This window comes from Streptomyces sp. SPB162, from assembly GCF_029504575.1.
Lineage (GTDB): Bacteria > Actinomycetota > Actinomycetes > Streptomycetales > Streptomycetaceae > Actinacidiphila.
The window spans coordinates 6569012-6589994 of sequence record NZ_JAQFII010000001.1 but is presented as its reverse complement, the minus strand read 5'-3'; the positions used below and the strand labels follow the sequence as shown (position 1 = coordinate 6589994).

Below are 20983 nucleotides of genomic sequence, written 5' to 3'. Positions count from 1 at the left end.
CCGCCGACCGATACAGGGTGGCAGGCCAGTGGCACACCGGATCAGGCGCCGCCCCAGCCGTATAGGGCGGCGCCGTCCCCGATCACCCAACAGCACCACCACACCCCAGGCCAGGTGGTGCATCCCGACGACATGACCTCGAAACCGATCGGAGCGAAAAAGACATGACCAGCAAACCGACCCTGAGCATCTTCACCGTGCCGCCGCGTGCGGTGAACGTCCCTCTCCCGGTGCCGGCGCCGGAGGGAGGCTGGACCTGGCCGCCGACGGCAGCGACGTTGATCGCGGGCGAGCGTGACGCCATTCTCGTCGACACGGTGCCCACGGTGGAGGATGCGCGCAAGCTGGCAGACTGGGTCGAAGCCAGCGGCAAGGAACTCACCACCATCTACATCACGCATGGCCACTTCGACCACTTCCTCGGCTCGTCGGCTCTGCTCGACCGATTCCCCCGGGCCCGAGTGGTGGCCACCGAAGCAACCGTGCGCCTCATCCAGGCGGAAGCCGAATCCGGGCATGATCAGAGACTCTACGGGCAGATGTTCGTCGACAAGATCGGCTCGACCGTGGTCGTGCCGGAGGTTCTCACCGATCACCGCCTCGATCTGGAAGGCCACGAGGTGATCGCGGTGGCGACCGGCCGATCCGATGTCGACGATTCCTCGTACGTGTACGTTCCCAGCCTCTCCGCCGTCATGGGTCGGAGACATCGCGTACAACGACGTACACCCCACTCTCGTCACCAGCGATCACGAGAAGCGGCTGGCATGGATCCAGACGTTGTCCCAGATCCAGGACCTGAAGCCGGAAACCGTCGTGGCCGCCCATCGGCGCCCGGAGGCACCGGACAACGCCCAAGTGCTCGCCGACACGATCGCCTACATCCAGGACGCAGACCGGATTCTCGAAGGGAACCCGACCGCAGCGCAGTTCATCGAGCACATGCTCGATGCGCACCCCACCCGACTCAATCCCACCACTGTGCTCTACAGCGCGGCAGCACTCGGATTGAAGTAGTCGTAGGAGGAACCTGCGGTCAGGTCGCCAGCCTTCGCCGGCACTCTAGGTTCCGCGATTTCGTGAGAAATTCCGCGTGATCATGAGCAGTGTCCGAGCAATTCCGCGGTTCGGTGAGCAGTCGATTCCGCGACCTGCGGGTTCGTCGGACCCGCAGGGTCGTCCCCTGGCTCCGCGCCCGCGCTGGTGCTCATGATCGGCTGACAGAGTCAGTGCTCACGAAGCCCGGATTCCGGCGTTTCCGCAGGAAATAGTGCTCACGAACTCGCGGAACCTACAGGCACACAGGACAGGTGCCGGGTGCCGCCCTTCATCGAACACCAGGGCGCCAGAGATCCGCAGGCAGACCGCGCCGTCCGCAGCGGTCAGCGCGCCCGCAGCGGGCACCCGGACCAACGCCCACTGCCCACTGCCCACTGCCCAAGCGAATGGAAACCCGCATCCCTGCACGCATACGCCACTCCGACAGACCTCGAGATCGAGCACGGGTCGCCCACGGGCCGCGATCTCGCACGGTCGCAACCCTCTCCGACGTGGATGCGTCACCCAGCCATGCGTGACGTCTGCCACAATTCCGGGAGTAGTTGGCCTCCAGAAAGCGACACCATGGTCCACCCGGCACCTGAGCGGGACTGAGCGACCAGCTCGTCGTAAAGCGACATGACCTGTGTGGGACACGGAGTTTGCCGCGACTAACGACGATGAGTTCACCGACGACGCCATGTCCCTGCGGCTGAACGCCCTGGAATCGGCCGGGGTGGGCTGGTGTGCAGGGTGGAGTGAGGACCTTCACCCGGATGGCTCGACCACCCTGTGGCGGTGCCCCGCGGCACCGGGCCGGCACGAGGCCGGCGACGTATGGACGTACTGGAAGTCCCCGGCCGACACCATCCCGATCGGGCCGACCACGATCCTGGCCCGCACCGAACTCGTACGCGCCGCCCCGATGGGCGGCCTCGTCCAGGGTGAGGATTACTGCACGGCCGTCGGCATCTCGAATCTTGCCCCCGGAATCCTGCTGCCCGTTCCGGTCTACAGGTACCGCAAGCACTCGGCCCAGATGACGGCTCAGCCCGGGTATGACGAGTTGGAGGCGGCTGCTCGCGAGCATGCCTGGCAGTACGGCCGCACTCTGCGCTCCGCCTTCCGCAACCATCCGCCCAAGCCTGCTGCCAGCACCCGCCCCGCCGGTGCTTGCTGCAGGGCTGCCGGCTCGCGCGCACCGCTAGATGACGGAGCAACCCCCGCGGGCGGCCCGACGCCGCCCATGACAACCGCACCGTCACCGTCACCGTCACCGGACACGCGACGACCGACGCCGGCCGAGAAACGTACGGACAGTGGAAGGCCGGCTACGGGCCCCCGTACCGTCCCCGCACGCCGAGCCCCCCTGAAGCCCGGCTGGTACCTGCCGCCCAAGCCCTCCAGGCCGCGAATCGAACATCACGGAGAAATCCTGACCTCGCATCCTCTCGACTCCGTCGCCGACGTCAAGGCCAGCGCTGCGGCACTGCACGAACTTGCCGGCCACCTCACCACAGCCGACAGCGATCAGCTCGACCAACTCCTGGAACACCTCCTGCAGGACGGCGGCCTGCTCCACGCCGCCCAGCGGCTTATCGCCCGTGCCCGTACCGCAGTCGATCCCTGCCTCGACGAGACCCACCCCAACCGGGAATCCGTCCCCGCCTACACGCTCACGCACGCCCTGGCCAGGATCGAACAGGACCTGACAGACCGCCGCAGGGAGGCGCTCGAATCCCTGTCGGCGACCCGCACCCTCGTCGTGAAGGGGCCCTGGCCCGTCCACGAGGCGGCGCCAGCAGAGCGCACAGTCCAGCCGTTCGCGCCGATCCGGCACAGCACCACTGGCGAGATCACCACCACCGGCTATAACGCCGCCGCCCGGCGGATCCTGCTTCAGTCCGGCTTCGAGGAGACTCCCGGCTGAGCCCGCCCAACCCGCGGAAACCGCCGCGGACCGGAGCCGCGGACCTGCACGGCAGCCGGCGAACCGCGCGCCGCCGGCCACCCCGTGCCCCTGGACCGAGCATCGGCCAGCCTGTGAACGCCGACGGTGCTCCCCCGCCGGGCACGCCCGCACAGACCAGCGATAGGACCTCCCACGCCGAGGCCGTCCGCACCTGCAGTGCCAACCCCGCCCGCACGCCAACCCGTTGAAGGATCCTCTTTTTGACCACACCCGGACCGCCCGCCACAGCACGCACCAAAGCCGGCGAGCTACGGGCCAAGGTGGCCAGGCTGCTGGCCGACCGGCCCGCGGACAGCCTCACCATCGGGGACATGGCCAGGCAGCTGGGCCACTCCCACGGCGCCGTCCGCAACGCCGCCCTGACCCTGGCGAAACGCGGCGAAGCCGACCAGCACGGCACCGGACAGCCGCAGTTCCGCGCGAATCAGAAGACCGCCGCAGCCGCGCAGGCCGCAGTGATCAGCCCACCGGGAACCCACTCTCCCCGCCAAGCGGCCACGGCCCGCACCAGCGCTCCCGCGGCCCGCACGCCCCAGCAGGGCGGTCCGATCCGCCGCGCGGGAGGCCAGCTCTACCATCCCCGGGAGCTGGCCGATCTGCCCGACGTCGAGGCGCTGAATCGTTTGCGCGACGCTGATGTGCCGGTGCTGCTCTACGGTCCCCCGGGAACTGGCAAGACGTCCCTGGTGGAGGCCGCGTTCCCCGACCTGGTCACCGTCGCCGGCGACGGCGACACGACGGTCGGCGACCTGATCGGCGAGTACACGCAAGCCGACAGCGGAGGCTACACGTTCCAGTACGGTCCCCTGGTCGCCGCGATGACCGAGGGCCGCGCTCTGCTGATCGACGACGCCACCTTGATCTCACCGAAGGTGCTGGCCGCCCTCTACCCGGCCATGGACGGGCGCCGCCAGATCCAGGTCAAGGCACACAAGGGCGAGACCATCAAGGCCGAGCCGGGCTTCTACGTGGTGGCGGGCCACAATCCGGGCGTGCACGGAGCCGTTTTGACCGAGGCGCTCGCGTCCCGGTTCAGCGTGCAGATCCAGGTCGGCACGGACTACGATCTCGCCCTGGCCCTGAAGATCGATGCCCGGGTAGTCCGGATCGCCCGGCATCTCGCGAGGCAAGTCGAACTCGGCGAGATGGGCTGGGCCCCCCAGCTGCGGGAGCTGCTCAGCTACCAGAAAACTGAGGCCGTCCTCGGCACCAAGGCCGCGCTCGCGAACCTGATCGGCATCGCTCCCCTGGAGGACCGCGACGCCGTCGCCGACGCCGTCGGCAAGATCGCCGGTGTCAAGCAGGTCGCGCCCCTCACCCTGGGCCGGCAGCTCCCCGCTGCGAGCGCGCCGGTCGCCCGGCAGCCCCCGGGCACCACCGGCCCCGCGCGCCGGAGCTCGCGATGAGCGCCCACCACCACGTCCAGTCCTCCGCTACCACGCGCGACGACGCTGACCTCGCGCGCTGGGACGACGACGGCGCCCCGCCCCCACAGCCCCGTTCCTCCCCGGCGGCGTGGCTGCGGGTGGGAGCCGAGCTCGGTGATCGGCTGGTCGCGCTGTCCGGCCGCCAGGACCTGCTCGTCATCTGCCGTCCCGGCACCCGCTCCGGCGCACCGGCTGCCTACTTTCCCCGGTTGGCGGAGGTGGAGTTCGATGCCAAGCTGTTCGCCCCCCTCCAGCCCCACGAGGTGCACCCGCGGATCGTGGGTGACGAGGAACGGTATCCCGCCGCCTGGGGGGTCCTCGTCCACGAGGCCGCGCACGCCGCTCACTCGGTGTGGGAGGAGCCGGCCAGTGCGGAACCCCGCGTCGTGGAGGCAGCGCTGCTGCTGGAAGAGAGCCGCGTCGAAGGTGCTCACCTGACTAGACGGCCCACCGACCGCACGTACCTGCGCACCAGTGCCCGGACCCTGGTCATGCCCGACATCGCCAACCCCAGCTTTCAGGGCGTCGAGCAGGCCGCCAGTGCGGCGGCCCTGATGCTCGGTCGCCGGGACGCCGGCATCCTGGACGCCGGCGAGACCAAAGCCGTCGCTGATCTGTGCGAAAGGGTGTTGGGCGGGCCCCTGCTGGCCACCCTCACCGGCATCTGGACCGCAGCCCACAGGTGCGCCGACCACGACGCCACCACCATGCTCCAACACGCCCAGGACTGGTGCGACGCCCTGGACACCGCCGCCCCGGCCCTGCCCGCCGCGCCGCAAGACCTCACCGACCTGCTGACCGGCGCCGTGACGGTCGTCCTGGACAGCATGGCCGCCAACGACGCCGCCGACCTCGCGGCACAGGCCGCCTCGAACAACGCCGTGGCAGCGCAGTCCCGGGCGAAGGCTAACGAGCGCGCCCAACAGGTCGGCCAGCGACGCAAAGCCGCCGCCACCGCCAAGTCGGTCTTCAACCCACGCGGCACCACCGTCAGCCCCGACGGCACACCGGCGCCCTCCAGCAACCCGGTCACCGGAAGCCGCAAACCCACCGCCGCCGAGCAGAGCGCCGCCGCACGCCTGAGCCGCGCCCTTCGCGCCGCCGCCTACCGCGAACGCGCCGAGGAACGGACCACCAGCCCCACCCCGCCCGGCCGCCTCAACATGCGCCAAGCCCTCGCCCGCGACGCCCAGCGCGCCGCCGGCTCGATACCCACTGCGGAGCCCTTCACCCACACCCGCCGCCGCAACTCCCCCACCCCACCACTGCGCGTGGGCATCGCGGTCGACGTCTCCGGCTCCATGTCGGCAGCCTGCAAACCCGTCGCGTCCGCCGCATGGATCGTGGCCCGCGCAGCAGCCCTGACCGACCCCGACTCCCGCACCGCCACCGTCGCCTACGACATGAATCTGACCGCACTGACCCGACCCACCCACCGGGCACCAGAGCACGTGACGACGTTCCACGCCAACGGCGGCAACCACAACCTCGGTGACGCCATCGACGCACTCGACCACGGCCTCGACCTCAGCCGCCCCGGCACCGGCCGCCTCCTTGTGATCGTCACCGACGCCCACTACACCGACGGCGAAACCGCCCAAGCCCTCGCCCGCATCAAACGCCTCACCACCGCCGGCTGCGCCGTACTTCAACTCACCCTCACCAAAGAGTCCCGCCACCTGCCGGGCACCACCCCCCTCCACCTGCCCCAACCCTCCAACGCCCCCGCTGCCATCGCCAAAGCCGCCACCGACGCCATCCGCAGAACACGCTGAGACACCATCACACGACCAAGAAACCGAGGGATTCCTCCTGTCTGACCACACCCGCTTCGCAACCCACCTTGGCCTGGACTTTGTTGCCCTGACCCGCAGCCCGTTGTCTTCGGGCGAGGGGCGAGCCCGATGACGCCCGCCGGCGACCCGTATCCCGACAGCCTCCAGGCGGAGGCATCGCGCCTCGCGCAACAGGCCCGCGAGTTCCGGCTACGGATGTCCGTGATCAACACCCAGACCCAGTACACGCTCGACACGACCCGTGACCGCTACGGCCGCACCGCGCACCCCGGCGCCGCCGCAGATGCTCTCGCCCACCGCAACGCGGCAGCCGTGGAGGTGTACACCACCTACCTCGCCGCGCACGCCGACGGCCTGCTCGGCGCCGCTCACCGCGCGCTCGATGAACTGCCGCCCACCGGACCCCTGAGCGCGTGGCGCGAGGTGCTCGACTCGCTCGCCACCTCCCACACCGAGATCGTCCGCGTTCTCGACCGTCCCGCCGAGCCTGACTCGGCCGCGCAGCGTGTCCAATACGCCCTGGTGTGGCCTCACCTCGCCGCCTGGGCAGACTACGGATCCGTCGCCGCTGACCTGGCCGAGCAGCACCACGAGCCCGAATTTGGGCTGACGTATGAGGAGCGGCAGAGCTGGACCGCGCGGGCGCACGCCGCGCTACGGCAGGGCGGGGCATTGGACTTGATCGAGTCGTGGCATGTGGCCGACGGTCGCCGCATCACGCTCGCGTACCTCGTCGAGGACGACGACTCCACGGTGGTCGCGCTCGCCGGAGACCCGGACGCCTCTGACTGGGAGATCATCGGGCACTACGTCCATGAGTACGCGGCCGGGCAGGCGCTGCCCCGAGCAGTCCCGCCCGGAGTCCTACGGCCCGACGCCGCGTCCCGGTTCAACCGCCCAGAGCCCGTCCCCGAGCAGCCCCTGCAGGAGCTGCTCCGGGAGATTATCGAGGCCCGCACCGCCGGCGATGTCTCCGAGGTCCTGCTCAGTGCCACGCAAGAGGGCGTCGGCGCCGGTGCGATGGTCCGCCTGGGGCACATCCTGTACGCCGCCGAGCAGTTCTCCGACGCCCTCGGCACCGTGCGCAGCCAGCAGATCGGCGCCCGGATCCACGCACTCGCGCGACAGCTCGACTCCCTGATGCGCGAGGTCCACGACGCGGCAGAGGACCTCGGCGCCACCGTGGCCGTCCTGCCGCCGCACCGCGTCCCGAAACCTCCGCGGATCCGCCCGCGCCCCGCGCTGGAAACGTCCCCTCCGGCCGCGCCGCCACCCCACACTCCGGCAACCGCGCGCCGACCATAACCGCCCCAATTCCCAGAGAGCCCCCCGTTGCCCCTGACCACACCCTCGACTCCGGCACCGCGCATCACCTACCGCGCGGTGCTGAGCAGCCCGCACATCACCCGGCTCCTCGCCGGCACCCTCACCGGCCGCCTGCCCAACGCCATGGCCCCGGTAGCGATCATCCTGTGGGCCACCGCTTCGGGAGGCGGTATCGCCCTCGCAGGAATGCTCGCCGCCGTGTACGGGCTCGCGTCGTCGCTGGCTCAGCCGGCCATGGGGCGCCTGATGGCCCGCCACGGACAGACCGCCGTACACCTGCTGGCAGCCCTGACGAACTCCTCGTTCCTGGTGGCTCTCCCAGCGGTCGGCCTGCACGGCGGAGCATCGCTCGCCGTGGGGATCGTCATCGCCGCCGGCCTCTCCACGCCGGCCCTGGAAGTCGGACTGCGGGCTCTGTGGCCGAGCGTGCTGCCCAACCCCCGAATGCGGCACGCGGCGCTCGCTCTCGACACCGGCAGCCAGGGCCTGCTGTACGTCGTCGGCCCGCTGCTCGTCGCCGCACTCACCGCCGCTTACGAGCCATCCTGCGCCCTGATGGTTACCGCCGCCCTCGGCCTGATCGGCACCGCCGTCGTCGCCCTCGCACCGCCCTCCCGGCGCTGGCACCCCGCACAGCGCGCCAGTGCGCACGCCGGGTCGGTCCGCAGGCTGACCAGCTGGGGTCTGGTGCTGCTGTTCGCCGCTCTTGCCGGGGTCGGGTTCGCGATCGGAGCGATGAACGTCTGGGCTGTCGCCCTGGCCGAGCAGCACGGACAGAGCATGCTGTCCGGGATCATCCCCGCCGCCTTCTCCACCGGCAGCCTCCTGGGCGGCCTCGTCTACGGACGCCGCACGTGGAAGGGCACCACCACCAGCCGACTGATCACCGGTGGGGCAGCGTTCCTGGCCGGGTGGCTCCCGCTCCTGGCCGTCTTGGGCCCGGGCGCGGCCACCGCCGCGGTCATCGTGCCCGGGGCGTTCCTCACCGTCGTCGTCGCCTGCGCGTTCTTGACCACGGACACCCTCGCCCCTGCGGGCCGCACCAGCGAGGCGTACGCGTGGCTGATCCTGTCGATCGGCGCCGGGCAGGCTGCCGGCACCGCGCTGGCCGGGCGCCTCGCCGAGCACCACCTCGCCAGCGCCTCACTCCCCGCCGCCGGCGCCGCCTTCGCCCTTACCGTCCTGCTCGCCGGGCGCCCGCACCTGCGCCGGGCCGGCCACCTTCCCGGCCCTGCCGGTTCCACCGCGCGGCCCCACCCCGAAGCGGCATCCCCGGACCAGCAGCCCAACACCGCTTCCATTCCACTTACTTGAGGAGACCCATCTATGGCAGTGCGCACCCGATGGACCGTCCAGCACCCTTGCTCCCACGCAGTCGAGCACGACCTGTCCGGCCGTCCTGCCGACAAACGGGCCGGATTCGCCCGCTGGCTCGCGACGAAGAACTGCACCGACTGCTGGAAAGCCGCCCGCGATACCGACAGCCCATCCAAGGAAGAGTGGCTCGCCGCCAAGCGTGCCCAGGAGCAGCAGGCTGCCGTCGAGTGGGCGGAGAAGTTCGATATGCCGCCGATGGAAGGGCCGGACAAGGCCCTGGACTGGGGTGTGCGCTCCCGTCATCAGCTGGTGGCCGCCGCGCACAACCGTGCTGGTGGTCGAGGGGACCTGGGACGAGGCGGACTGGGCGGAGGTGGAGGAGAAGGCGCGGGGCATCACGCGGGCCGGATGGTGGATCGACCAGCGGGACGTAGAGGGCTCTGACCTGCCCGAACTCCTCGACGCTGCGGGTGAGGACGACTGGGGGACGGAGAACCCGTTCCGGTGACGGAGGGGGAACATAGCCGGGGATCGCCGGTTAGCCAAACCGGCGTTCTTCCGGACCATTGTTCCTCCCACCGCATCACGTCTCCCGTGGAAGGAACCGGATGACCCTGCCCCCACCTATCCCGGCGTTCGCTGCGACGCCCGACCCGTTCACCCCCGTCCGGGACATCACCCACGGCCATTTTCAGGGCGGCGACCAGGTCGTCGTCCTGAGAGGGGTCGCCGGCGGCGAGCTGTGGGGTGACGCCGTGCGCGTGGTCGCCTCCTCCTGGCACACCCCGACCGACGAGGACGGATGGCGGGTGCGCGACGCGACCGGCGGAGCACAGTCGTACCTCACCGCCCACCCCCGCTATCTCGTCCACCTCACGCGCCGCTGCCCGGACTGCCTGATCCACCTGCGGGCCATGGAGGACTACCTCCTGCCGAAGCACACCGACGCCAACGCCCTGGTCGACTGCGGCTGGTACACCATCACCGCCCTCCACCAGCTCGTGCACGTCGCCGACGTCCGGGGCGGCCGGTGATCTTCCAGGTCCACGAGCGCACCCATACCCCGCACGACCCGCTCACCGCGGCACTGGGCCGGCCGGTCTCACCGGATGACGGGCTGACCGAGTACACCGTCGTCGCCCACTGGCCGGGGCTCGACTCCTACACCCAGGATGACGAGCAGGCGACGTGGACGTCCGCCCAGTGGGCCCAGCACCTCGAAGACCCGCTGCTGGAGCACCCGTTCGCTGCCAGCCCGAACGACGACCGGCGAGCGATCCTCCACCTCGAAATCCGCCTCCACCGCGATGACCGGGTGCTGACCGGACCTGAATGGGCCGAGACCGCCCACCGCCTGGCCCGCGCCGCCGGCATCGAGATCCCGGGTGACGAACACGGCTGTCGGTGGATCGCCGTCCAAGCCCAACCCGGCCGCCTCGACCTGATCGCCAACCTGATCCGCCTCGACGGCACCTGGAACACCCAGCCCGCCAACGTCCTGCAGCGCCTTTCGGTCGAGGCCCGCCGCGTCGAAGGGGACCTGCGCCTGACCCCGGCACCCACCGCTCCCCAGCCACAGGCTCCCGCCCCGCCTGTACCCACTGCCACAGGCCACCTCGCGAGCGTCCTGTCGCAGCTCGCCGACGAGCACGCCGGTCCGCTGGCCACGGTCCGCTCACTCATCGAGCACACCGCCCACCGGATCGCCCGCCAGCCAGGAGCCACCAGGCCGGACACGGCACACCGCCTGGAGCTGATCGCCCGCCGGCTCCACGCCATCCAGCAGGACCTCGACACCACGGCAGCCCACCTGTCGGTCGTCCGCCCCAGCGTGGCCCCGGCACCACCCGCCGTCCGGTCCGCCACCCACCGATCACCATAGGAGAAACGTTCCTTCACCTCTCGCCAACCGCTTCCTCGACATCCGCCGCGATCCGCACTCCGATGAGGTCCTCGCCCGCGGCGGAGACGCAGGAGCCCACAGTGTTCTGCAGCGGGCAGGTTTTGTCCCTGTCGTGCGCGTCCACGAGACCTACCACCGCACCCCCACCGGTCTCGATCAGGACGAGGAATCTCGCCTCGCCGTCGGCGCTGTGGCAAGGCTGCGAGCCGCCAGCTACCACGTCGACTGCGATGCGGATTTCGACACCGAAGCCCGGCCGGCCACTTACCCGACACTCGGCGCCTCCGTGGCCCAGCTCGCCGAGCGGATCCGCCAGGCCACCACCACCGGTGAGGCCGCCGACGCTCTCACCGAGCTGACCGCCGCGCACGACGGCATTCTCGCCGCCCTGGCCGAGGTCCTGACCGCCACCGCTGAGTTCCACGACGGCCTCGGCCAGGCCGCCGACCCGCACATCGCCAAGCGGCTTCGCTACCTCGCCGACGAGCGCCTGCCCGTCATAAGCGCCGACCTGGCCGCTACCCGCAACGCCCTCGCCGACCGGCACGCCCCGCACCCCGGCCGCAGCGCCTGCACCCAACAGGTGCCGGCCACCGAGCGCGAGCGGTCCGCCGTCTGCGCCTGCCCGCCCCCACCGCGCACCGTTCCCGCCCCACCACCCCCGGTGGCCACCGGGCTGCGCCGTTGACCTCCACGACAGCCAAGGACCCCATGCCCGATCACGAAAACTCCGAGCGCCTCGCCTCCTACGCCGACATCCTCGCCGGCGAACTGCCCGGTGCCTGGACCAGCACCTACCTTCCGTCCGAGAACAAGGACGACCTCATCGATCTGACGGACCGAGTCTGGGACCTGGATCTCGTCGCCGACACCCTCGCCGAGACTGCGCTGCAGCATGCGGCGGTCCTCAGCCGCCCGGACGGCGCCCAGTTCCTCGTCCTGGATCGGCATGACGATCGCGACGGGTTCCTCATCGCCGCCCTCGCTCCTCAGAACCTTCCCGACGAGGCATACCGCGCCGTTCCCGAGCCCAACGGCATCGCGCTGGTCGACGACCCGTTCCAAGGTGCCGAGACCGTCGCGGGCGACCTCCTCGCCCGCTACGACAGCGCCCTCGCCCAGGTCCGCCACAACGCCATCGGCGGGGTCCAGCCGTCCCAGCCCGAGCGGGTCGTCCTGACCTGGCAGCCGGACGGCAGCCTCGCCGCCGCGCCGGTCGGCGAAGTGGCCGGCGCAGTCCTTAGCGAGCAGGGCTTCGTCCAGGACCCGCAGAGCGGCATCTTCCGACTCGGTGGGGATGACACCACCGTGCAGGCGCACGCCGTACTGGCCATCGGTCGCCAGCTCGACGCCCTCGGCATCAGCACCGCGCTCCAGCACACCGCCACCAGAACCGCGCCGACCGTCACCCTGCCGCCGGCCCCTGCCGCGACCCGGGCCCTGGCCCGCCGGACTCGCTGAAGCAGAGCGGCGGATTCGCGAGCCCCGCCGCGACCGGATTGATCCGCCTATACCCCTGCAGGCATACGTCCTCATCGCCCCGGACCGGGCCCGCCCGCTGACCGGCGCACGCCCAACGGCGGTTCCCGCCAAATTCCACAGGTCGCGAACCGCCAACGCGACGACCAACCCCCTTCTGGAGGAGCATGTCTCAGCCCACCCCGTACGCGGTGCGGCTCACTGACGAGATCAGCCGCCAGCTCGACCAGCTCACCGAGCACCTCACCCACCTGCCGGCGCCCGAGGCCGCCCAGGTCATCGCGCGGATGTGCGACCCCGACCACGGACTGATCGGCGGCGTCGCCCACCTGGTTGACACAGCGAGCAGATTCGCCAAGGACCAGACCGAGCGCGGCGCCCTGCCAGCCAAGGTGTGGCTCGCCCTGGGCCGAGCCGCGAACGACCTCGCCCACACCAGCGCGGACCTGGAGGAGTATCGGGAGACGCTCCAGCACGCCTCCGCACAGTCCGCCACCAGCGCGGGCAAGCCGCCCGCCCCTGCATCGCTCGTGGTCCGGCGGCACCGATGAGCAAACAGCAGCGGCAGAACTGGGTGCGGCCCGAGCAGCACTACCTCATCGAGCCCCGCTCTCTGGCGGGCGGGGGCGATCTGCGGCACGTCTCGGAGTTCCTGCGCGCTTCGGGATGGCAGGACCGGTCCAAGCGGGGTGGCCCCCTGGTCATGGAGAGCCCGGACCGCACCGTGCGCGTCGGCTACGACCCCTACGTCCTGCCCGGCGGATGGACCATCCACGGCAAGGCGAACGGCCATCAGGACGAGTGGTGGGCGGTCCTTGGCCGGCAGACGCCGGTGGAGATCGTCGCCGGTCTGACCGACGCCCTCACCCAGCCCCGCTCCGCGCACGCCCCCAACGTGTGGGCGCCGCTGCGGGAACAGCGCTGGCGCCATGAACCCACCGCCGGACATCACACCGTGACCAGCCCCGATGGCAGTGCCTGGATGCAGTACCTCCAGGCCGCCGGCGGCATCGCGATGTGGTCATCGGGTGCGAAGGACCAGCAGGGCAACGGCTGGAGCGCTCAGTTCAGCGCCAGCACCCCGATGCACCTGGTCCAAGCCTTCTCCACCGCGCTTTCCAACCCCGAGCCCGTGATGCGCCCACTGGGCCGCGTCCCGCACAGCGCACAGATCCGCACCACATCGGTTTCCGTACTGCCCTCCCAGCTCCGGGCTTGGCAGCAGGCACGCATCACCGCCGCGCGCGCCGCCTGGGCCCGCAGCACCACCACCCGTGGCAACCGCCCCCGCACCGCAGCCCGCCCCCACGCCCACGCCGGCGGCACCCGCACCCGCACCCGCCGCTGAACCCCGACGCCCCCCGAGGAGCCCGATGTCCGCACCCACCCTGGAATCCGTCCGTACCGCGACGGAGACCCTGTCCCGCCTGACCGCATACCTGCGCGACAAGCCCGACCCCAAGGAGGCGTTCGCCCTCGTCACTCCGCTGCTCGATGAGTACACCGGCATCCCCGTGCAGTTCGGCGACATCCTGCGCGCCTTCGCCCGTTCCCTGCTGGAAAACCCGGACACCCCGCGCAGCAGGGAGGTCAGCGTCTTGGTCGACGAGCTGCGGGCTGCCGCGTGGGAGCAGTCCGATCAGCACACCCTGCACTACTCGCTGGACCACGTGCGCGCCCTGATCGACAACGGCCCGAAGACCAGGCCGGGGGCGCAGAGTGCCGGTAAGTGAACGGCAGCTCGCCGCTTTCGCCGAGATACACGCCTGGCGGATGCCCTTCGATACCAGCCCGCGTCATCTCGCCGGCCCCGGCGACGCCCGCCACGTCACCCACGGCCTGGCCGCCGCCGGTTGGACCCCCATTTCCGACCCGCTGAGCGCCGAGATCATCCTGCGCAGCCCCGATCGCCGCTACCGCCTGCAGTTCGACCCGCAGTCCGCCACCTCCGCGTGGTGGCGGCTGCGGGCCGAGCCCACCGACGCGGAGCACGGCTGGTACGCCGAGTTCGGCGAACTCCTCCCCGCCGAAGTCCTGGCCGGCCTCACTGATGCGCTGATCGCCCCGTCGCGCACTCAACCGGCGGCACCCCTGTCGGCGCTGGAGGCCGCGGGCTGGCTCATCGACGCAGGAAACGCGGCTGCCTCACCGGACGCGATGTGCCGCGTCGAGCAGCGGGCCGATCCCCACGACCCCGCAATTGTGTCCTGGCATGTGGAGGCGGGTGAGCCGGGACAAGACGGTTTCCTGGGCCCCCGCATCTGGCACGCCTGGTTCGACAGCCGCACACCCGAGCACGTCGTGACCGCCTTCGTCACCGCGCTCGCGGACCCCGCCCCGCTGCAGCGCGCCATGTTCGAACGCACCGCCCACTACACCGTCGTGCAACAGCCCAGCCCGCTGACCCCGCAGCAGGTGGTCGACGCGCACACCACCCGTATCAAGACGATCCGCGCGCAAGCCCGCGCCGCCCGCCGCCAGAAGCAGCCGACACCCGCGACAGCCCCGGCGACGCCGGCGACCCCTCGTCCGGCCGTTCGCCGCTGACCCCGACAGGACCCTCCCCATCTCCCCCGACACCACCGCTGACCGCGATCTCCTCCAGCATCTCGACGACTACTTGAGCGACAGCAAGAACATCTACGACGCCTGGGACGCCTACTCCGACGAGCACACCGACCTCGACGGCTGGCCCCACGACGACCACGCCTACGGCACCCGCCAGCGCCAGCGCGACGCCGACACCGCCGAGGCGTTCGAGACCGTCCGCGCCGGCGCCCGCCACCTGCTGGCCACAGCCGAGGCGCAGCTCAGAACCATGCCGACCAGCGCGGTGCAACACCGCTGGGCCTACCAACTGGGCCACCTTCGCGCGGCGGTCGACCTGCTCGACGCGCTGCACGAGCAGTGGGTGCACACCCGTGACAGCCTCCTCGCCGACGCCCCGCCCGGCACCCCGCCGTTTGACGAAGCCCTCGCTGAGTACCACGCCGAGTCGTGGAGCTACCTCGACGACTGGGCCACCCACGGTCACGTCCTCGTCGAGATCAACGCCGCCGCTCAGCACACCCCCTCCCCTCTGGCCCCACCGCCGGCCAAGGCCCACACGCCCGGCCGGCCCGCCCGAGTGCGGAGGTAACGGTGTCCCTGGTGCCCGACACCGTCGAGGTCTCGTTCATCGCGCCGCGCCACCTGGCCGGCGGCGGTGACGCCGCCTGGGTCACCGTCCCCCTGCACCGCGCCTGCGGCTGGAGCGGTGTCTCTCAGCTTTCCCGAGGTTCGACTGCGCCCGTTCTCTGGGCGCCTGAATCCTTGCGTTCGGAGAGCAGGAACAGGACTGCGGCGGCGGCGAACAAGCCGATACCGACGCCCATGCAGGCCAGAACTGTGCCGGAAGAGGCGCCTGCGATCCGGGGGATGCCGTTGAGGAGCATGACGGCGTAGACGCACAGGAGGCCGTAGGCATGAAATCGCAGCCCAGCCTGTCGCTTCCGCAGCCACGGCGGCGTCCAGCCTGCCAGTATCGCCACCGCGACGGGCAGCAAGAGGCCCGTATACACGGCCAACGCTATCCAGTGGTACAGCGGATTGCCGTTCACCCTGCCCCCCTCGTAAGCGATCACCAGCATACGGAGAGTCGGCCAGACCCGTCCATGTCAAACAGCTACGGCCACGACCTCCTGATGCCGCGCGTCATCCTCACCAGCCCCGACCGCAAGGCCCTCCTGCGTCTGGAGCCCGATCCCGACGGACAGTGGTGGACGCTGCACCACGCCCCGGAACCGGACCGGCGGCCTGGTACGCGAGTTTTGGCTCCCGCACCCCGGTGGAGATCATCGCCGCCTTCACCGACGCCCTCACCGACCCGCAAGCTTGTACGTCCGCCGAGGCCGATCCGCACAGGTCCCTGGTAGCTGCCGACTGGCGGCACGTCGGCGGTGACAGGGCGATGACCTCGCCTGATGGTCTGGCCCGCGTGGAGCACTTCGTCAACAGCACCACCGACTGCTGGTTCGTCACCACCGCTCTACCGCAGGGACCGCCGTGGGAGACCCGTTTCGGCACCCACACCTCGCCACCTGATCGCCGCATTCACCCCAGCGCTGGCCGACCCCACCCCCTGCCACGTCCGAGTTCCGCTCACCAAGGTGCGGGTTGCGGCACTTCCCTGGTGATCGGGACTACGCAGGAGATGCCCGTCCAGCGCGTTGCCTTCGCCCTGGAAGAACGCGTGCGCACCCTCGCCTCGCGCCGCACCACCCCGACGAGTCCCAGTGCCCCGCCACAGCCGCCAGCCCGCAACGGCCGTAGCCGCTGATCCCTCCGTCCCCGCCCGGAAGTTGCGTACCTCTTTGCCCCCTTCCTCGAACAACTCCACCGACGGGTACGACATCGCCTTCCGACTCCTGCTGGGAGTCTTCGCCGTCGTCGTTCCCCTTTCGAACCTCGCTTGGCTGTCCGGCAACATCACCGCCCACCTCACCGGCACCCCCTGGGCGCCCTACCAGCCGACCACTGCCCTGCTCCACCCGGAGCAGCTCTGGCCGCACGCCGCAGAAACGTCACTGCTCATCGGTGCCCGCATCATTCCCGCGCTTCTCCTCCTGGCCCTCGGAGCAGTCGCCGGCCTCCTGTGGGCCCGGCACAAGGACCGCAATGGCGGCCGGAAGAAGATCACCGGTATGGCCAAGGCCCGGGACATCGAGCCGCTCATGGCCAAAGCGATCACGGAGAAGGCCCGCTCGCTGCGGCCGAGTCTGAAGGACGCCAAGCGCATCGACGCCCAGGACACCGGGGTCCTGCTCGGCAACCTCCAAGGCACCCGGCACGAGGTGCGGATGGGTTTCGAGGACGTCGCTGTCGCGATCATGGCCCCCCGGTCCGGCAAGACCACCTCGCTGGCCATCCCCTCCATCCTCAACGCCCCCGGCCCGGTCCTCCTGACCTCGAACAAGGCCGCCGGCGACGCGTTCACCGCCGCCTACGACGCCCGCACCCAGGTCGGCCAGGTGTGGACGATGGACCCGCAGCAGATCGCCCACGCGGCTCGCGACATGTGGTGGAACCCCTTGGCCAGCGCGAGGACCCTCGACGGCGCCGGCCGGCTGGCCGGCCACTTCCTCGCCGCGAGCGTCGACGCCAGCGCCCAGGGCGACTTCTGGTCCAAAGCCGGCAGCAACATCTTGTCCCAGCTGTTGCTGGCTGCCGCGCTCGACGAGAGGCCGATCACCGACATCATGCAGTGGCTCGCGTTCCCCGCCGACCGCACCCCGCTCGACATCCTGCGCGACCACGACTTCACCGCCGTCGCAGCCCAGCTCAAGGGCACCGTCGAAGGACCACCCGAGACACGCGACGGCATCTACGAGACCGCCCGGCAGTACGCCGCAGCCCTGCTCAACACCGAGATCGCCGCGTGGGTGACACCGCAGAAGGACGTCGCCGAGTTCCGGCCCGCCGACTTCGTCACCTCCACCGACACCCTGTTCCTCCTCAGCAAGGACGGCGGCGGCGGAGCCTCGGCCTTGATCGCGGCATGCGCGGACTCCGTGATGCGGGCCGCCACCACCCAGGCCGAGCGCGCCGGAGGACGTCTCGACCCGCCGATGCTGGCGATCCTCGACGAGGCCGCCAACGTCTGCAAGATCAGCGACCTGCCGGACCTGTACTCCCACCTCGGCAGCCGCGGCATCATCCCCCTCACGATCCTCCAGAGCTACCGCCAGGGCCAGAAGGTCTGGGGTGACGCCGGCATGGACGCCATGTGGTCCGCCTCCACCGTCAAGGTCATCGGCGCCGGCATCGACGACCCGGACTTCGCCGACAAACTCAGCAGGTTGATCGGCGACCACGACGTCGAGACCACCTCCACCTCGCACTCCGAATCCGGGAAATCGACCTCCGTGTCCATGCGGCAGGAACGGATCCTGCCCGCCGACGCGATCCGCGCCCTGCCCAAGGGCAGCGCCCTGTGCTTCGCCACCGGCATGCGCGTGGCCATGCTCGACCTACGCCCCTGGTACCGGGAACCCGGCGCCGCCGAACTGTCGGCCGCCTCCGCCCGCGCGTCGAAGGCCATCACGGACCGTGCCGTCGCCAAGCACGAACCGAAGCAGTCCGACTTCGGGCCCGCCGCATAGCTCTCCGCCCGCCCGCCTGCCACGTCATTTGGGCGTCTTCGTCCATTCCCCTTCCCTCGCTGACCCGACGTATCGGAGCTCCTCCATCACCCTGCGCCCCATTGATCTGCCGCTGCAGATCGGCCAGCTGCGGCAACTCGGCGTCGACTTCGCCACCCTGCACACCACGCTCACCGCACTGGATGCCCAACCGGGCAGCGAACTGCTGCAGCAACTCGGCCCGAAGATCCTCGCCATCCACGAGCTGACCGGCCGCACCCTCGTCCACCTGTCCGCTCTCGACGGCAGCCAGTACACGGCCGTGCCCGGCAGCCGCTCCTCCCTGGAAACACTCGGCGAAGTCGTCGCCTCCGCCTGCTTCGCCGCCTGGCAACTGGCGAGGGCTGTTGCGGACAACCCTCTCGAAGCCTCCGCCTTCGCCGGGGGCCCGCCGGCCGATGACGCGGTCATGCGCCAGGCCCGGCACGCGGAAGCCGCACCGCTCCTGGCCGAGAGCCTGACCACCGCCGCCCACCACCTCAACCTGTGCGCGACCTGCTGCCACTACACCGCCTCCGGGATCACCCGCGACCTCGAACGCACCGCAAGCACCAGCGCCGGCCGGCCGGTACCGCATCGGCTCAGCGCCGCCCAGTACCAGGCGCTGCGCTCCCTCGCGCAGGGCGGGGCGACGATGCAGACGCGAGGTCGTGGCTCCACCATGGTCTGCACACCCGACCTCACCGTGATCACCACCGCCACCTTCCAGTCCCTGGACAAGCGCGGCCTGCTGCACCTCGACACCTCCGTACCCCTGTACAGGGGTACGGAGCATCACCGTCACCCCCGAGGGGCACCACGCACTGGCCCATCACTCAGCGGGCAAGGGTGCGGCCACCGCCCCGTCCGCCGCGGCAGCAACAGCGACGAAGGGGCGGCGTCGATGACCGAATTCAACCCCGACGAACGAGTCCTGGTTTCTCCGCGGCACCTCGCCGGAAGCGGGATGAGCAGGTTCAACGATGTGATCGGTCCGCTTTCCCACCTGTTCAACTGGCGCTTCGAACACAACCCGAGCACCGGGCGGATCGAGATCGACAGCCCCTGCGGCAGCGTCTTTCTCGACTTCGAGCCGGACCGGCGGGATGACATCTGGTGGGAACTGCGCCACCACGAGCCGTACTGGACAGCTCGGTTCAGCCGGCAGACACCGGCCGAGGCCCTGGCCGCCGTCACACAAGTCCTGCCCCAGCTCCTGGGCGACACTCGGCACGCCGATCGCATCCCGCTCACCACGAACACGCTCGCCCAGAGCGCGGAGCTCAATGGCTGGACGGTCGTGCGTGTGGGGCGGATCACCCTGTTCACCTCGCCCGACGAGCATTGTCATCTGCGCCACGAGCGGGACGCCGAGGTGCCCTGGCGGTTCGAGCACTCGCTCTACGAGAGTTTCGACACCGAGTGGAGCGCCACCTTCACCCGCGATACCCCTGAGCGCCTGGTCGCCCAGTTCTTCGCTCACCTCGCCAGCGATGAGCCCGTCGAACGGGCCGTCAAGGAGCTGCCGTTCCTGGTCCAGCACAGCGATAGCGCGCTGATCACACCCGTGAGCGGTGCCGCAGTGAACCCCCACGCGCACCACGCCGTCGCCCAGGCTGCCCGGGCGCACGCCGGCCGACAGCCGAGACGATGACCGCCGCCTCCACCATCCTCGAACGCCTGCTGGCTCTGGGGTCCGACTGCACCCGCCACCAGGACGCGCTAAACAACCTCGCGCTCCTGCGCGGCCCGGACCCGGGCGGCAACCTCGCACACCACATCCCCACCACCTCACCTCCGACGGCTGCCGCGCCCTCGCAACCGCTCTCGGCCGACCCCGCACCGCTGCAACCGCCCGAGCACGCCCGACCGCTACCGCCACACGCAGCTTGGCCCGTTGACCAACCCAACTGGGAGCCACCACGCCCTCCGACCCGCCGACGGCACATGACCTCGCCCGCGCCCTTGCCGACCAGATCCACCCCGACGCCGCACCCCGTGACGTGATCGTCAGCTTCCACGTCCGGCCGCAGGCGGCAGCCGAGTTCGGCCACCGCTCCCGGGGTGGGCCCGTCACCGCCTTCGCAGCGTCCCTGCACGCCCACCTGTTCGGCCTCCCCGCCGACACCGACCCCCTGCCCGCCGCCCTCGACGCACTCCTGCAGCACGCCCACAGCGCGACCAGCCCACAACAGCAGACCGCGATCCTGCGACAGGTCGCCGAACAACTCCGCAACGCCGCCGAAATCCTTCGGGACTACCAGTACACGGCCCAGTGGGAGCACCTGCCCCTCGACGTCGCCGAACAGCTCCGTCAAGCCCGAGCCCAGGCCCAGCAGATCGCCCAGACACTCGACCAGGTCGCGCCCGCCTTCAGTAGCCGGCCCACGGGCGCCGTTCCCGGTCCGCAACCGCGCGCGAGCGCCGTTGTCCCCGCCACTAGCTCAACTCCCCCTGTCGGCCACCGCCGCTGACCGCAGCAACGACGCCGCCACCGGTTGCCTCGTGCTGGGCTCGCCGGGTCCCGCTGCGGTGTCTCGGGTGAACGCCATCGTGATGAGCATCCC

General features: G+C 70.6%; 20 protein-coding genes and 3 pseudogenes. 21 read left to right on the top strand and 2 right to left on the bottom strand.

Annotated elements, in window-relative coordinates; all coding sequences use genetic code 11:
- Window positions 1-41: 41 nt before the first annotated feature.
- Window positions 42-617, bottom strand: coding sequence for a hypothetical protein (locus M2266_RS29780; RefSeq protein WP_277440968.1), 576 nt, complete (start codon window positions 615-617; stop codon window positions 42-44).
- A 163-nt stretch (window positions 618-780) separates the two neighbouring features.
- Between M2266_RS29780 and M2266_RS29775 the strand changes: the two genes are divergently transcribed.
- From M2266_RS29775 to M2266_RS29695, 17 genes and pseudogenes are all read left to right on the top strand, one after another.
- Complete coding sequence (locus M2266_RS29775; RefSeq protein WP_277440967.1) at window positions 781-1017, top strand: hypothetical protein; 237 nt, start codon at window positions 781-783, stop codon at window positions 1015-1017.
- A 688-nt stretch (window positions 1018-1705) separates the two neighbouring features.
- Window positions 1706-2158 (top strand): annotated as a pseudogene (locus M2266_RS29770) (glycosyltransferase); the annotation flags it as partial.
- A 711-nt stretch (window positions 2159-2869) separates the two neighbouring features.
- A pseudogene (locus M2266_RS29765) lies at window positions 2870-3134 on the top strand (hypothetical protein).
- A gap of 136 nt (window positions 3135-3270) precedes the next feature.
- The gene (locus tag M2266_RS29760; protein WP_277441415.1) at window positions 3271-4416 is read left to right on the top strand and encodes an AAA family ATPase; all 1146 of its coding nucleotides are present in this window, start codon (window positions 3271-3273) and stop codon (window positions 4414-4416) included.
- Entirely contained in the window at window positions 4413-6212 is a 1800-nt protein-coding gene (locus M2266_RS29755; RefSeq protein ID WP_277440966.1) for a hypothetical protein, read from the top strand. The genes M2266_RS29760 and M2266_RS29755 overlap by 4 nt, the downstream gene beginning before the upstream one ends.
- 129 nt (window positions 6213-6341) lie before the next feature.
- Window positions 6342-7538, top strand: a complete 1197-nt coding sequence (locus M2266_RS29750) for a hypothetical protein (protein ID WP_277440965.1) — start codon at window positions 6342-6344, stop codon at window positions 7536-7538.
- Window positions 7539-7565: 27 nt separating this feature from the next.
- Window positions 7566-8873: an MFS transporter gene (locus tag M2266_RS29745; protein ID WP_277440964.1), complete on the top strand. Its 1308-nt coding sequence runs from the start codon at window positions 7566-7568 to the stop codon at window positions 8871-8873.
- Between the two features lie 12 nt (window positions 8874-8885).
- Window positions 8886-9384: pseudogene (locus M2266_RS29740) on the top strand (hypothetical protein).
- Window positions 9385-9484: 100 nt separating this feature from the next.
- Complete coding sequence (locus tag M2266_RS29735; RefSeq protein ID WP_277440963.1) at window positions 9485-9910, top strand: hypothetical protein; 426 nt, start codon at window positions 9485-9487, stop codon at window positions 9908-9910.
- A complete protein-coding gene (locus M2266_RS29730; protein WP_277440962.1) occupies window positions 9907-10758 on the top strand; it encodes a relaxase/mobilization nuclease in 852 nt (283 codons plus the stop codon). The genes M2266_RS29735 and M2266_RS29730 overlap by 4 nt, the downstream gene beginning before the upstream one ends.
- Before the next feature lie 40 nt (window positions 10759-10798).
- On the top strand, window positions 10799-11467 hold the full coding sequence (locus tag M2266_RS29725) for a hypothetical protein (RefSeq protein WP_277441414.1): 669 nt from the start codon (window positions 10799-10801) through the stop codon (window positions 11465-11467).
- A 23-nt stretch (window positions 11468-11490) separates the two neighbouring features.
- Window positions 11491-12240: a hypothetical protein gene (locus tag M2266_RS29720; protein ID WP_277440961.1), complete on the top strand. Its 750-nt coding sequence runs from the start codon at window positions 11491-11493 to the stop codon at window positions 12238-12240.
- Between the two features lie 185 nt (window positions 12241-12425).
- Window positions 12426-12809, top strand: coding sequence for a hypothetical protein (locus M2266_RS29715; RefSeq protein ID WP_277440960.1), 384 nt, complete (start codon window positions 12426-12428; stop codon window positions 12807-12809).
- On the top strand, window positions 12806-13606 hold the full coding sequence (locus M2266_RS29710; RefSeq protein WP_277440959.1) for a DUF317 domain-containing protein: 801 nt from the start codon (window positions 12806-12808) through the stop codon (window positions 13604-13606). The genes M2266_RS29715 and M2266_RS29710 overlap by 4 nt, the downstream gene beginning before the upstream one ends.
- 25 nt (window positions 13607-13631) lie before the next feature.
- On the top strand, window positions 13632-13991 hold the full coding sequence (locus M2266_RS29705) for a hypothetical protein (RefSeq protein ID WP_277440958.1): 360 nt from the start codon (window positions 13632-13634) through the stop codon (window positions 13989-13991).
- Window positions 13978-14805: a DUF317 domain-containing protein gene (locus M2266_RS29700; protein WP_277440957.1), complete on the top strand. Its 828-nt coding sequence runs from the start codon at window positions 13978-13980 to the stop codon at window positions 14803-14805. The genes M2266_RS29705 and M2266_RS29700 overlap by 14 nt, the downstream gene beginning before the upstream one ends.
- A 73-nt stretch (window positions 14806-14878) precedes the next feature.
- Window positions 14879-15397 (top strand): hypothetical protein, encoded by a 519-nt coding sequence (locus M2266_RS29695; RefSeq protein WP_277440956.1) that lies wholly within the window; start codon window positions 14879-14881, stop codon window positions 15395-15397.
- 124 nt (window positions 15398-15521) lie between these two features.
- Here the strand turns inward: M2266_RS29695 and M2266_RS29690 are convergent, their stop codons facing one another.
- Window positions 15522-15887, bottom strand: a complete 366-nt coding sequence (locus M2266_RS29690; protein ID WP_277441438.1) for a hypothetical protein — start codon at window positions 15885-15887, stop codon at window positions 15522-15524.
- Between the two features lie 128 nt (window positions 15888-16015).
- On the opposite strand from M2266_RS29690, the gene M2266_RS29685 reads away from it, so the two are divergent.
- The 4 genes from M2266_RS29685 to M2266_RS29670 all read left to right on the top strand — a co-directional run bounded on the left by M2266_RS29685 (window position 16016) and on the right by M2266_RS29670 (window position 20890).
- Window positions 16016-16576, top strand: coding sequence for a DUF317 domain-containing protein (locus M2266_RS29685; RefSeq protein ID WP_277440955.1), 561 nt, complete (start codon window positions 16016-16018; stop codon window positions 16574-16576).
- 34 nt (window positions 16577-16610) lie between these two features.
- Window positions 16611-18398 (top strand): type IV secretory system conjugative DNA transfer family protein, encoded by a 1788-nt coding sequence (locus M2266_RS29680; protein ID WP_277440954.1) that lies wholly within the window; start codon window positions 16611-16613, stop codon window positions 18396-18398.
- Window positions 18399-18426: 28 nt separating this feature from the next.
- Window positions 18427-20070: a DUF317 domain-containing protein gene (locus tag M2266_RS29675; protein WP_277440953.1), complete on the top strand. Its 1644-nt coding sequence runs from the start codon at window positions 18427-18429 to the stop codon at window positions 20068-20070.
- A gap of 349 nt (window positions 20071-20419) precedes the next feature.
- Window positions 20420-20890, top strand: coding sequence for a hypothetical protein (locus M2266_RS29670; RefSeq protein WP_277440952.1), 471 nt, complete (start codon window positions 20420-20422; stop codon window positions 20888-20890).
- Window positions 20891-20983: the final 93 nt, after the last annotated feature.

What these genes read in the sequence shown, in the direction of transcription:
- M2266_RS29755 (WP_277440966.1), top strand. Translation starts at nt 4,413, where the DNA reads ATGAGCGCCCACCACCACGTCCAGTCCTCCGCTACCACGCGCGACGAC.
- M2266_RS29750 (WP_277440965.1), top strand. Translation starts at nt 6,342, where the DNA reads ATGACGCCCGCCGGCGACCCGTATCCCGACAGCCTCCAGGCGGAGGCA.
- M2266_RS29735 (WP_277440963.1), top strand. Translation starts at nt 9,485, where the DNA reads ATGACCCTGCCCCCACCTATCCCGGCGTTCGCTGCGACGCCCGACCCG.
- M2266_RS29720 (WP_277440961.1), top strand. Translation starts at nt 11,491, where the DNA reads ATGCCCGATCACGAAAACTCCGAGCGCCTCGCCTCCTACGCCGACATC.
- M2266_RS29715 (WP_277440960.1), top strand. Translation starts at nt 12,426, where the DNA reads ATGTCTCAGCCCACCCCGTACGCGGTGCGGCTCACTGACGAGATCAGC.
- M2266_RS29710 (WP_277440959.1), top strand. Translation starts at nt 12,806, where the DNA reads ATGAGCAAACAGCAGCGGCAGAACTGGGTGCGGCCCGAGCAGCACTAC.
- M2266_RS29705 (WP_277440958.1), top strand. Translation starts at nt 13,632, where the DNA reads ATGTCCGCACCCACCCTGGAATCCGTCCGTACCGCGACGGAGACCCTG.
- M2266_RS29690 (WP_277441438.1), bottom strand. Translation starts at nt 15,887, where the DNA reads ATGCTGGTGATCGCTTACGAGGGGGGCAGGGTGAACGGCAATCCGCTG.